The sequence below is a fragment of the Teichococcus oryzae genome (assembly GCF_008386565.1).
Taxonomy (GTDB): Bacteria; Pseudomonadota; Alphaproteobacteria; order Acetobacterales; family Acetobacteraceae; genus Pseudoroseomonas; species Pseudoroseomonas oryzae.
The window spans coordinates 137842-150217 of the sequence record NZ_VUKA01000005.1 but is presented as its reverse complement, the minus strand read 5'-3'; the positions used below and the strand labels follow the sequence as shown (position 1 = coordinate 150217).

Below are 12376 nucleotides of genomic sequence, written 5' to 3'. Positions count from 1 at the left end.
GCTCAGGGGAAGTTCCACCCAGGGGAGGTCAGGCCAGGGGAAAGTCAGGCCGGCGGAAAGTCAGGCCAGGCGGGTGACACGGCCGGGCGGCGCTTCCGACAGGATCTCCTCGGCGCATTGGCTCAGCAGCCGGAGAAAGGCGGCCCTGTCGAAGGGGTTGCTCATCCCTTCCGACCAGATCGCCCGGTATTCGAAGAACATGGCGGGATCGAAATCGCGCAGCACCAGGCCGCGCGGAATGAAGGGCCGGGCGGCGAAGGCATCGGTGAAGGCGATGCCGACCCCGGCATGGGCCATGCCCGCCGCGCCGATGATGAGCGGGCATTCCGCCATTTCCACCGGCCGCACGCCCTCGTCCTGCAGCACCCGGTCCACCAGGGTTTGCGAACCCTCATGGCGGGAAATGGCGACAAAGGGCTGCCCATGGAGGTCGGCCGGCCGGATGGTGTCCCGCTCCGCCAGGGGATGGCCCGGCGGCAGGGCGCAAAGCGCGCGCGCCCGGGCGATCAGGAAGGAGCGCAGGCCCGGCACCCGGGGCGAGGCGCTGGTCAGCCCGAGCTCGGCCCGCCGGGACGCCGCCATCGCCATCACGCCCCCGCCGTCCCGCGTCGTGACCGCGAGCCGCTCCGGCCCGCCTTCCCGCAGCCACCGCCCCGCCACGGGCGGCATCAGCTCCTGCGCCAGCACGGGGATGGAGGCGATCACGGCGCGGCGCGGCTGCTCCGTCCGCAGCCGCTCCACCAGATGCGCGATCTCCTCCATGCCCATGAACAGGCGCTCGGTTTCCTCGAACAGGTTGAGGCCGCGCTGGGTGGGAACCAGCCGGCCATGCAGGCGCTCGAACAGGCAGAAGCGGCAAAGCTCCTCGGTTTGCGCCAGGATCTTGCTGACGCCCGGCTGGCTCATGCCGAGGACGCGGCTGGCGCCGGTGATGCTGCCGGTGCGCACAACCGCGCGGAAAACCTCCAATTGCCGGTGCTGCAGGCGGGGCTGTGTCATGCCCGTATTGGAGCAGCCCGGCGGCGTGCGGAGAAGGGGGGCGCGGCGCCGCGCGGAAAAGCTGAACGGACGCGCCCCGCTGTGCCAGGATGCGCCGGAGCGGAGGACGCGCCATGACCGAAACGCATTTCGACAAGGCGGAGCGCCACATCCGGGAAGCCGAGGAGCGGGTCGCCCGCCTCACCGCCATCCTGGAGGATCTGGAACGCCACGCGCCGCAGCGAACGGTGGAGGATGCCCGGCGCACCGTGATCTCCCTCCGCTGCAGCCTGGAGCTGGCGCGCGACCACCTGCAGATCGGCCGCGCGCAACAGGCTTCCTGAGGGCGGCGCCGGGAGGGATGCCCGGCGCGCCGGCCCGGCCCGCGCCCTTTCGCGCGGCCGGCGCCGTCCCCAGATGAAGCGTTCCGCCCCGCAACGCCAGGAGCCCGCCATGCCGGACCCCGACACGGACGAACAGCGCATCCGCGAACGTGCCTATCTGCTCTGGCTGGAGGAAGGCTGCCCCGAAGGCAGGGCCGAGGCGCATTGGGAAGCCGCCTGCCGGCAGGACGCGGAGCGCGAGGCCTATGTCGATGGCGAAGGCGCGGAAAGCTTCCCGGCCAGCGATCCGCCGTCCCACACCCCGGTCATGCGCGCCGGCCGCGGCGCCGGATAGGACGCGCGCGGCGGGAGCGCGCCTCCCTCAAAGGCTCATGAGGCTGGCATTGCCGCCGGCGGCGGCGGTGTTGGTGCTGACCGCGCGCTCCGCCACCAGCATGTCGAGCGGATAGATCCCCTCCCGCGCCGTGATCACCGGACGGATCGGCCCATCCGCCGCGGCGACCCGCATGGCGAGGTCGCGCAGCGCGTCCGGCGCCCCCTCGAACAACACCGCGCCGCAACCGGCGATGCCGCCGGAGCCCGCCCATGCGGCGACGGAAGGCGGCAGGCCATCCGGCCAGGCCGCCGGGCCGCCGGGGCAGAACCTGTTTCCCGTGGCCAGGCAGGCCGCGAGCTGCAGCAGCCCCCCTTCCGCCGTTTCGGCATGGCACAGCACCATGCCACGCGGGCGCAGGGCATACAGGTTCAACTCGCCCACCGGGCCGGGCAGGGCGATCTCCAGCCCAGGCCGGGCGGGGGCGGCCTGCGCCGCGCAAAGCCGCGCCTGATCCGCCATGCCGCGCCCGCGCAGCCATTCCAGAAGCTCCCGCATGGCCGGCGCGGATGGCACGGCCGGCAGGGGCAGATCGGCCGGCGCGGCGGCGAGGAGGCGGCGCAGGTAAAGCGGGCCGCCGGCCTTGGGTCCGGTGCCGGAAAGGCCGTGGCCGCCAAAGGGCTGCACGCCCACCACGGCGCCGATCTGGTTGCGGTTGACATAGATGTTGCCGGCGCCGGAACGGTCCGTCAGCAGCCGGATCGTTTCGTCGATGCGCGAATGGATGCCGAAGGTCAGGCCGTAGCCCGTGGCGTTGATGTCGCGCATCAGCTCCTCCAGGCCGTCGCGGCGGAAGCGGACAACATGCAGCACGGGGCCGAACACCTCGCGCTCCAGCTCGGCGATGCCTGCGATCTCGATGATGGCGGGGGCGACGAAGCTGCCATGGCGGCAGGAACCGGGCAGGGGATGCGCATGCACCCTCCGGCCACGGGCCCGCATGGCGTCGACATGGTCCTGGATGCCGGTTCGCGCCTCCTCCGTGATGACGGGGCCGATATCGGTGGACAGCCGGGCGGGGTCGCCGGGCGACAATTCCGCCAGGGCGCCCTTCAGCATGGCCAGGATTCGCCCCGCCACATCTTCCTGCAGGCACAGCACGCGCAGCGCGGAACAGCGCTGGCCGGCGCTGTCAAAGGCGGAGGCGAGAACATCGGCCACCACCTGCTCCGACAGGGCGGAACTGTCCGCCACCAGCGCGTTCTGCCCGCCCGTTTCGGCCACCAGCGGGATGGGATGGCCGGCGGGGCCCAGGCGGCCGGCCAGCCGGCGCTGGATCAGGCGGGCGACCTCGGTGGAGCCGGTGAACATCACGCCCTGGATTTCCGCGGCGCCGGCGAGGCGGGCGCCGACGGCGCCGCCGCCCGGCAGGAGCTGGAGAACCGCTGGCGGCACCCCGGCCTCGTGCAGCAACGCCACGGCCCGGGCGGCGATCAGCGGCACCTCCCCGGCGGGCTTGGCCAGCACCGGATTGCCCGCCGCCAGCGCGGCGGCGACCTGGCCGGTGAAGATGGCCAGCGGGAAGTTCCAGGGGGAAATGCAGGCGACGGGGCCGAGCGGGCGGTGCGCGGCGCCGAAGCCGCGCGCCTGTGCGGCGTAGTAGCGCAGGAAGTCCACCGCTTCCCGCACCTCGCCCACGGCATTGGGCAGGGATTTGCCGGCTTCCCGCACAAGGGTGCCGAGCAGGGCGGGCATCCGGGCCTCCATCAGCCCGGCCGCGCGGTCCAGCATGGCGGCGCGGCTGGCGGCGGCCGTGGCGGCCCAGCCCGCCGCGGCCGCCGCGGCGTGGGCCAGGGCTGCGTCCACCACCGCCTCCGTGGCCTCGACAACATGGCCCACCACATCGCGGCGGTCGGCCGGGTTGCGGATGGCCCGCGCCGCGCCGCCCGCGCCCGGCCCGCCGGGCGGTGCCGCCCGCAGCGGCGCGGCATCCGCCCGCAGCGCGGCGGCGAGGGCGGCGATGCGGCCCTCATCCGCCAGGTCCAGCCCGGCCGAGTTCGGGCGTTCATCGCCGAACAGGTTCCGCGGCTGGGCGATGCCGTCATGCGGGCGGCCCGGCGGCGACAGGGCGCGCGCTTCCGCGACCGGGTCGGCGACCAGCGCCTCCACCGTCACGGCCGGGTCGTTGATGCGGTTGACGAAGGAGGAATTGGCGCCGTTCTCCAGCAGGCGGCGCACCAGATAGGCCAGCAGCGTTTCATGCGAGCCGACCGGGGCATAGATGCGGCAGGGGCGGTCCAGCTTTTCCGGCCCCACCACTTCCTCGTAAAGCGGCTCCCCCATGCCGTGCAGGCACTGGAACTCGTATTGCCCGGGCTGCCAGCGCGCCGGGTCGGCCATGCTGTGGATGGCGGCCAGGCTGCGCGCGTTGTGGGTGGCGAATTGCGGGAACACCGCGTCGGGCGCCGCCAGCAGCCGCCGTGCGCAGGCGAGAAAGGACACGTCGGTGTGGACCTTGCGCGTGAAGACGGGGAAGCCTTCCAGCCCGTCGAGCTGGGCGCGCTTGATCTCGCTGTCCCAATAGGCGCCCTTGACCAGCCGCACCATCATCCGCCGGCCGGTGCGGCGCGCCAGGTCGATGAGGAAGTCGATCACGAAGGGCGCGCGGCGCTGATAGGCCTGGACCACGAAGCCCACGCCGTCCCATCCGGCCAGGCCCTCATGCCCGCACAGCGCTTCCAGCAGGTCGAGCGACAGGTCCAGCCGCTCCGCTTCCTCGGCGTCGATGTTGAGGCCGATGCCGTGGCGCCGCGCCAGCAGCGCCAGCTCGGCCAGGCGCGGCAGCAGCTCCGCCATCACCCGCGCGCGCTGCGCCCGGACATAGCGCGGATGCAGCGCCGACAGCTTGATGGAAATGCCCGGCCCGTCGCGCAGGCCGCGCCCGTCGGAAGCGCGGCCGATGGCCTCGATGGCGGTGCGGTAGTCATGCAGGTAGCGCGCGGCATCCGCCGCCGTCATCGCCGCCTCGCCCAGCATGTCATAGGAATAGCGGAAGCCGCGCGCCTCCAGCGCGCGGCTGTTGGCCAGCGCGTCCCCGATGGTCTGGCCGGCGACGAATTGCTCCCCCAGCATCCGCATGGCGAGGTCCACGCCGGCGCGGATCACCGGCTCGCCCGCCCGCGCCACGAGGCGGGCCAGGGTGGCGGCCAGCCCGGCCTCCCCCCTCGGCGAGGCCAGCCGGCCGGTGACGACGAGGCCCCAGGTGGCCGCGTTGACGAACAGGGAAGGCGAATGGCCCAGATGGGCGCGCCAGTCGCCGCCGCCGATCTTGTCGCGGATCAGCGCGTCGCGCGTGGCGCTGTCGGGAATGCGGAGCAGCGCCTCGGCCAGGCACATTAGCGCCACGCCCTCCTGGCTGGACAGGGCGAATTCCTGCATCAGCGCCTCGACGCCGCCGCCACGGCGCCCGGCGCGCAGCGCGGCGACGAGGCGGCGGGCGAGGGCGGCGGCCCGGGCTTCCTCCGCCGGAGCCAGGGTGGCGGCGGCGATCAGGGGCGGCAGGCAGTCCTGTTCCGGGCGGCGGCAGGCCGCGGTGATGGCGGCGCGCAGCGGCGGCTGCGGCCGCGCCTCCTCGGTCAGGGCCAGAAAGGGGACCGGCGGGTCTGAAACGGGCAGGTCTGAAACGGGCGGGTCCGGGAAAGGCGGCACGTCATCGCGCATGGCTAGGGGCCTCCTCCGCCGCGCCGGCGGCCGGGACGCGGTCATTCTGCGCCCGGACCGCGCGCCGCGCCACCAGGGGATCGGCCGCGGCAGCATGCATCATCCGGCGCCGCGGCGCGTTGACATCATGGCCGGTGCCGCACAGCCGGCCGCAACATGCGCGCGCCAGGCCGCCCGGCGGCTGGAACGATGTTGCCCGATCGGCTTCATGGGCGGCGCATGCCGTGGGTGCGAGAAGGAGACAGTCATGGCAACGCCGCATGCCCGCGACCTGATGAGCGCCGACGTCAAGAGGATTCCTCCGGAAACGCCCGTTGCAGCCGTGGCGCGGATGTTCGCCAACCAGGGCATCTCGACCGTGGCGGTGTCCGACGAAACCGGCCGGCTGCTGGGCGTCGTCACCGAATCCGACCTGATCCGCCGGCTGGCCAATGAGGACAAGCCGGCCCGCAGCGGCTGGCTGGCGCGCATGTTCGCCGATGACCGGAGCGAGGCGCAGCGCTACATCCAGAGCCACGGCGCGACCGCCGGCGACGTGATGAGCACGCAGGTCGTCACCGTGGGGCCGGAGGAAACGGCGTTCCACATCGCGCGCCTGATGGAGGAACACCGCATCCGCCGCGTGCTGGTCGTGGAGGACGGCAGGATCCTCGGCCTTGTCAGCCGCTCCGACCTCGTGCGGGTGCTGGTGACGGCGGAGCCGCTGACGCCGGACCAGCAATCCGACGAGGGGATCCGCAAGGCCGTGGTGGCGGCCATGCGGCAGGAGCCCTGGGCCGACACCGCCTATATCGACGTCAAGGTCCGCGACGGCATCGTGGAGTTCCATGGCTTCCGGCGCTCGGCGACGGAATACAAGGCGCTGCACGTCCTCGCGCAGAATGTTCCGGGCGTGAAGGGCGTGCAGGACAACACCCGTTCGCTGCCTGGCTATTTCGCCGAATAGCTCAACGGAGGAAGGAGCGGGGCGGGCGGCCCGCCCCGTCACACCACGGGGCTGCGCCCGCCATCGACATTGATGGCGGTGCCTGCGACGTAGCTGCCGGCCTCGCTGGCGAGGAACAGGGCGGTCGCGGCGAATTCCTCCGCGCGGCCGATGCGGCCGAGCGGCACGGGCCGGCCCGCTTCCTGTTTCCATTCCTCGAAGCTCAGCCCGCGCGGATCGGCGGCGTGGCGCCGCACCCATTGGTCGCTTTCGATGATGCCCACCAGCAGGGCGTTGACCAGGATGCCATGCGGCGCGCCTTCATTCGCCATGACCTTGGTGAGCGCCATGCCGGCGGCGCGCGACACGGCGGTGGGCGCGCCCTCGGCCGGCGGTGCCTTGGCGCCAGTGTTCAGCACGTTGATGATGCGGCCCCAGCGCCGCTCCGCCATGCCCGCCCAGGCGAGGCGGGAAAGCCGGATGGCGGCGAACAGCTTCAGGTCCAGGTCCTGCTGCCACAGCGCGTCGGAAACGGAAGGAAAGGCGCCGCGCTGGCTGGTGCCGGCATTGTTGACCAGGATGTCGATCCGGCCGAGCGCCGCGGCGGCCTCGCGGAAGGCGGTTTCGCAGCCTTCCGCCGTGGCGATGTCGGCGCGCACCGGCACCGCGCCGGTGGCCGAGGCGGCTTCCCGCAGATCGGCCTCGCCCCGCGCCACGATGGCGACCTTGCCGCCCGCCTCGGTGAAGGCGCGGGCCATGGCGAGGCCGAGGCCCTTCGAGCCCCCGGTGATCAACGCCGTGCGGTTCGCGAGGGATAGCTGCATGGGACGCCCTTTCTGATTGAGGGAGAGGCGGGAGCCGGCCGAGGATGCCGCTGGCCCTGGCGCCGCCGGCTTCATTCTGACCGACTTCCGGGCGTTCTCAAGCGCCGCGCGGGATTACGGCCCTGTTGACGGCATCCCGCCGTGGTTCTACCGATCTGGTAGAGCCAATTTAAGGCCGCAGGACGGTTCGCCCGTATGCCTTCCCCAAGGCCGAAAACCCCCGCGCCGATCCGGGCGCACCCCGCGCCGGCCCTGGCCGGTGAACAGGGCGCGCCGGGTCCGAAATCATCGCATGTCAGCGCCGCGCCGGCACAAGAGCGCGGCGGTCGGGAGAAAACAGCATGATCCACCGTCGTACCCTTCTGGCGGCCACGGCCGCGGGCCTCGCGGCGCCGGCCCTGGCCCGCGCGGATGCCGTCTCCGCCTATCCCGACCGTCCTGTCAGGATCGTGGTTCCGGCGCCGCCCGGCGGGCAATCCGACATCACCATGCGCCTGGTCCTGGAGGGCATGCGCGGCAGCTTCGGGCAGCCCTTCGTGATCGAGAACCGGGGCGGGGCAAGCGGCGCGATCGGCATCGACCACGTGGCCAAGCAGCCGGCCGATGGCTACACGCTGCTGGTCAGCGTCGCCGGCGGGCTGGTGGTGAACCCGCTGTTCGACAGGCGCGTCCCCTTCGACGCGCTGCGCGACTTCGCGCCGATCACCCAGTTCGGGCTTTCCACCAACTGCCTGTTCGTGCGCGCGGGCCTGCCGGTGAACAGCCTGCAGGAGCTGGTGCGATACGCCAGGGCGCGGCCGGGGGAGCTGACCTATGCCTCCATCGGCAATGGCACGATCTCCCACATCTACACGGAGCTGTTCGCGCGCACCGCCGGGATCGAATTGCTGCATGTTCCCTTCAAGGGCGGGGCCGCCGCCGTGCAGGAGGTGATCGCCGGCCGCGTGGACATGATGATCATCGACTTCACCACCGGCGACCAGCCGATGCGGGAAGGCCTGCTGCGCGGCCTGGCGGTGACGGGCACCAGGCGCTGGCCGCTCGCCCCGGAGCTGCAAACCTTCCAGGAACAGCAGGTGCCGCTGACGCTGATCGGCTGGAACGGGCTTTTCGCGCCCCGCGGCACGCCGCAGCCCATCCTGAAGCGCCTCGCGACCGCAGCCAACAAGGTGGTGCAGGACCCCGCCAACCGCGACCGCTTCCTGCAGATCGGCCTGATCCCCAGCGGCACCACGCCGGAGGAATTCGAGGCCGTCATCCGTTCCGACACGGAACAATGGCGCGAGGCGGTGCGGATGTCGGGCGCCAAGCCCGAATAACGCGGCGACCGTCCCTGCACTCCAAGACCCTGCACCCCCAAGACCGGGCACCTCCAAGACCGGGCACCCCAAGAAAGGACAAGCGAGATGAGGCGGAACAAGCTGCGGGAATTGTTGTCGGCGGGCCAGCCCACCCTGGGCACCCACCTGCTTTCCACCTGGCCCACCCTGGTTGAGCTGGTCGGCGCCGCCGCGGCGTTCGATTACGTCGAGTTCACCGCGGAATACGCTCCCTTCGACCTGCACGACCTCGACAATCTCGGCCGGGCGCTGGAGCTGAAGGGGCTCACCGGCATGATCAAGGTCGAGCAAACGCAATGGACGCACCAGGCCATGCGGGCCATCGGCTCGGGCTTCCAGTCCGTGCTGTTCGCCGATATCCGCACGGAGGCGGATGCCCGGGCCTGCGTCGCCGCCGTGCGGGCGGAGGCGCCGGGCACGGGCGGGCGTCTCGGGGTCGGCATGCGGCGGGATGTGGGCACGGTGCTGGAGGTCGGGCGGCCTTCCTATGTCCAGGCGCTGAACGATGTCGTGATCGCGCTGATGGTGGAAAAGGCGGAATGCGTCGAGGATCTGGAGCGCATCCTGTCCGTGCCGGGGATCGACATGGTGCAGTTCGGCGCGGCGGATTATTCCATGAGCATCGGCCTGGCGGGGCAGTTCACCCATCCCGACGTCAAGAAGGCCGAGCGCCGCACCATCGAGCTGGCGCTCCGCAAGGGGCTGCACCCCCGCATCGAACTGCATGACCCGGACCACGCGGCCGCCTACATCGAGATGGGCGTGAAGCATTTCTGCATCGGCTGGGATGTCCGCATCCTCCATGACTGGTGGTCGGCGAAAGGCCGGGCCATGCGGGCGATGCTGGACCTGCCGGCTCCGCAGGCGCGCGGGCCCCAGGGCGGCGAGGGCGGCGGAATCTACTAGGCCAGGGCGGCCGCGCGCTCCCTTCCCCGCCCCGTGGCGCTTCAACCAGGGCGGGGAAGAATTTTTAGAGACGCGCCTGATTATGTGATTTACATTCCATTAAAGAGACGAATAATCTTGCGCTGAAGCTTCCTCGAGGATGCTCCGAAGACCAGTTGCACCCGCTGTGGAGACCGGCGGGGCCGCGGCCTTGTTGCCATCCGTTCAGCAGGAAGATCCCCCCATGCAGGTTGCCACCCCCCTCGGTACGGCCATTGACATCCCCAACAGCCTCGCGGAGGACCGGCCCTATTTCCGGCCCGAACAGGTCGAGGAGGCCGTCGGCTATTACCGCGACGAAGGCTATGTGGTGATCCGCGGCCTGCTGCAGCCGGAGTTGTGCGACGCGATCCGCGCCGCCTACCGGACCGAGGTGCGGCCCTCCTCCACGCCGATCCTGCGCCAGAAGAACATGCGCTATGAGCGCAACAGCTTCGACCAGGACGGCTTCCTGGCCAACCCGATCTTCAACGTGCAGGACCTGGAAACGCGGCGCTTCGGCCGCTTCAAGCAGAACGCCCTGCTGGGCCTGACGCAGCCATCGCTGGCGCGGATGACGGCGGCGCTGATCGGCGCCGGCCCCACCAAGCTGATCCAGAGCATGTTCTTCGAGGCGCCGGTCGGCACCTGGGCGCATCAGGACAGCTATTACCAGGACAGCGCCGCCGGCATCGGCCGCTGCGTGGCCGGCTGGTATGCGCTGGAGGATGTGGATGCGGCCGCCGGGCGCTTCTATGTCTGCCCGCACAGCCATGAAACCATTCCCGTGCTGCGCAACGCCGGGGAGCTGGATTTCGCCACGGGCCATGACCGCTACAGGAAGGCCGTGGTGGACACGATGCGCGAGCACGGCATGGAGTTGCGCGCGCCCTACATGGCCAAGGGCGATGTGCTGTTCTGGTCGTCCCGCACCGTGCATGGCAGCCTCGCCCCGTCGGGCCGTGGCGTGTCGCGCACGTCGCTGACGGCGCATTACCTGCCGCAGGCGGACGAGATGCTGCAATTCCACACCCGCATCCGCAAGCAGAAGACGATCCCCGTCAACGGCATGCCCGTGGCGCAGCTGCATGACCAGGACGTGCTGCGGAACCGCCTCGTGCGCGGGATCGCCGCCTTTGCGCCGGATTCCTTTGCCGCCGCGCGGAAGCTCGCCATGCAGGGGCTGTTCATGGCGGGCCGGCTGCGTGGCGGCATGGCCACGCCCCGTCCCGCCGGCGCGAAGTAAGGCATGGTTGCCCACCGGGGCCGCGGCGATGCCGGCCCCGGCGGCTTGCATGGCTGAAGCGCCGCTTTGCGCGTCACGCACGCGGCGATCAGTTCTTGACACATATCGTAACGAAAGAGCAACGTCCGCGAACTGGCCGCGGACGGCTTCAACCCCTTCGTCACCAAGCTTGGCCGGAACAGGCGGTCTGCCCCACATCGTCAGGAGGCATCGTCGTGCCCGTCGATCTCACACATCCTGATCCCATTGATCTCGCCGACCCTCGATTCCAGCCGCTGCTCGAGAAGCTGCAAGGCAACATCCTGAAATCCCATGGGCGGGATTACGCGATGCACAGCTTCTTCCGCTTCCGTGGCGACCCCGCGGCGGCGCGCAGGCTGGTGGCGGAACTGACCCGGCGCTACGTGACCTCCGCGGCGGAGCAGGAGCAGCAGATCGCGCGCTTCAAGGCCGGCCATGAGCAGGAGCTTTTCGGCGCCCTGATGCTTTCGGCCAAGGGAATGAAGCTTCTGGGCCTCACGCTGCCGGCCGGCTTCGGCGAGGCCACGCTGCAGCCGGCCACCTCGGCGCCGGTCTCCTTCGCCAATCCGATGAAGGACGCGGCGGCAGTGTTCGCGGACCAGCCCGATCAATGGGACGCGGGCTATCGGGGGGGCGATATCGACGGCATGCTGCTGCTGGCCATGGGCCATGCGGAGGAGCCCTACGACGCCGATGCCATCCCGACCGCCCTGCTGGATGCCGCCAAGGACGCCAATGCGCTGATCGACGGCGCCGCCGAGGTGGTGGCCTTCGAGATCGGCCAGCAGCAGCGGCGCGGCGACGACGCGGTGGAGCATTTCGGCTTCATCGACGGCATCAGCCAGCCGGCGCTCGTCACCTCCGACCTTCCGCCGCCGCAGGACCGGACCGAGAACGATCCATCCGCCGGGCTGGCCCTGGCCCTGCTGCGCGATCCCTTTGTGCGGGACGACGATGCCTGCGGCAGCTTCTTCGTGTTCCGCAAGCTGGAGCAGAACGTCCGGCTGTTCCGGGACGAGGAAGCGAGGCTTGCCGCTGCCCTGGGCGGCATCCCCCGGGATCAGGCCGGGGCGATGATGGTCGGCCGCTTCCAGGACGGCACGCCCACGGTGCTGGCCGGCGCGCCGAGCGGCGCATCGCCCCCCGTGAACAATTTCTCCTACGCGGTCGATCCCGGAACGCCCCCGGCCTTTCCGGCGAAATGCCCGTTCCATGCCCATATCCGCAAAACCAATCCGCGCGGCGACATCGGGCGCCAGTTCGGCGGCGGCGCCGCCGTGGATGAGAATGAGCGGCAGCGCCGCGTGGTCCGGCGCGGCATCACCTATGGCTCCCGCGACAATGATCTGGGCGACGCGCCCAGCGGCGGCGTCGGGCTGCTTTTCCAATGCTACCAGAGCAGCATCCCGGACCAGTTCGCCTTCATGCAGAACAGCTGGGCCAATAACGAGGATTTCGTGCGGCCGGGCGGCAGCGGCCATGACAGCATCATCGGCCAGGGCCCGCGCGGCGTGGAGCAGACCTGGCCCGGTCCCTGGGGAAGCAACGCCACCCGGAAGCTGCCGGGCCAGCGGCAACTGGTCACCGACAAGGGCGGCGAGTTCTTCTGGACCCCCAGCATGCCGTTCCTGCAAAGCCTGACCGCGACCGCCTGAAACAAGCCGGCCGCGCCGGGAGGGGTGCCCCGCATCGTCCCGGGCGCGGCCACCGGCCACCGTGGCCATCATCGGCCGGAGGGCCA

At 71.1% G+C, this 12376-nt stretch carries 10 protein-coding genes; 7 read left to right on the top strand and 3 right to left on the bottom strand.

Annotation, left to right across the window (positions count from 1 at the left end):
- Positions 1-60: 60 nt before the first annotated feature.
- Positions 61-999: a LysR substrate-binding domain-containing protein gene (locus F0Q34_RS12485; RefSeq protein WP_149812552.1), complete on the bottom strand. Its 939-nt coding sequence runs from the start codon at positions 997-999 to the stop codon at positions 61-63.
- Positions 1000-1112: 113 nt separating this feature from the next.
- On the opposite strand from F0Q34_RS12485, the gene F0Q34_RS12480 reads away from it, so the two are divergent.
- Entirely contained in the window at positions 1113-1322 is a 210-nt protein-coding gene (locus F0Q34_RS12480; RefSeq protein WP_149812551.1) for a hypothetical protein, read from the top strand.
- A 109-nt stretch (positions 1323-1431) separates the two neighbouring features.
- Complete coding sequence (locus F0Q34_RS12475) at positions 1432-1656, top strand: DUF2934 domain-containing protein (protein WP_149812550.1); 225 nt, start codon at positions 1432-1434, stop codon at positions 1654-1656.
- Positions 1657-1683: 27 nt separating this feature from the next.
- On the opposite strand, the gene putA is transcribed toward F0Q34_RS12475, so the two are convergent.
- Entirely contained in the window at positions 1684-5355 is a 3672-nt protein-coding gene (gene putA, locus F0Q34_RS12470; RefSeq protein WP_206668010.1) for a trifunctional transcriptional regulator/proline dehydrogenase/L-glutamate gamma-semialdehyde dehydrogenase, read from the bottom strand.
- Between the two features lie 247 nt (positions 5356-5602).
- Here putA and F0Q34_RS12465 point away from each other — a divergent pair, with 247 nt between their 5' ends.
- Positions 5603-6301, top strand: coding sequence for a CBS domain-containing protein (locus F0Q34_RS12465; RefSeq protein ID WP_161600865.1), 699 nt, complete (start codon positions 5603-5605; stop codon positions 6299-6301).
- A gap of 38 nt (positions 6302-6339) precedes the next feature.
- Here the strand turns inward: F0Q34_RS12465 and F0Q34_RS12460 are convergent, their stop codons facing one another.
- Positions 6340-7104, bottom strand: a complete 765-nt coding sequence (locus F0Q34_RS12460) for an SDR family oxidoreductase (protein WP_149812547.1) — start codon at positions 7102-7104, stop codon at positions 6340-6342.
- 341 nt (positions 7105-7445) lie between these two features.
- Here F0Q34_RS12460 and F0Q34_RS12455 point away from each other — a divergent pair, with 341 nt between their 5' ends.
- The 4 genes from F0Q34_RS12455 to F0Q34_RS12440 all read left to right on the top strand — a co-directional run bounded on the left by F0Q34_RS12455 (position 7446) and on the right by F0Q34_RS12440 (position 12290).
- Complete coding sequence (locus F0Q34_RS12455) at positions 7446-8423, top strand: Bug family tripartite tricarboxylate transporter substrate binding protein (protein WP_149812546.1); 978 nt, start codon at positions 7446-7448, stop codon at positions 8421-8423.
- A gap of 87 nt (positions 8424-8510) precedes the next feature.
- Positions 8511-9350, top strand: coding sequence for an HpcH/HpaI aldolase family protein (locus F0Q34_RS12450; protein ID WP_149812545.1), 840 nt, complete (start codon positions 8511-8513; stop codon positions 9348-9350).
- A 223-nt stretch (positions 9351-9573) separates the two neighbouring features.
- Positions 9574-10614 (top strand): phytanoyl-CoA dioxygenase family protein, encoded by a 1041-nt coding sequence (locus F0Q34_RS12445; RefSeq protein ID WP_161600864.1) that lies wholly within the window; start codon positions 9574-9576, stop codon positions 10612-10614.
- Positions 10615-10829: 215 nt separating this feature from the next.
- Positions 10830-12290 (top strand): Dyp-type peroxidase, encoded by a 1461-nt coding sequence (locus tag F0Q34_RS12440; protein WP_149812543.1) that lies wholly within the window; start codon positions 10830-10832, stop codon positions 12288-12290.
- The last annotated feature ends 86 nt before the right edge of the window (positions 12291-12376 follow it).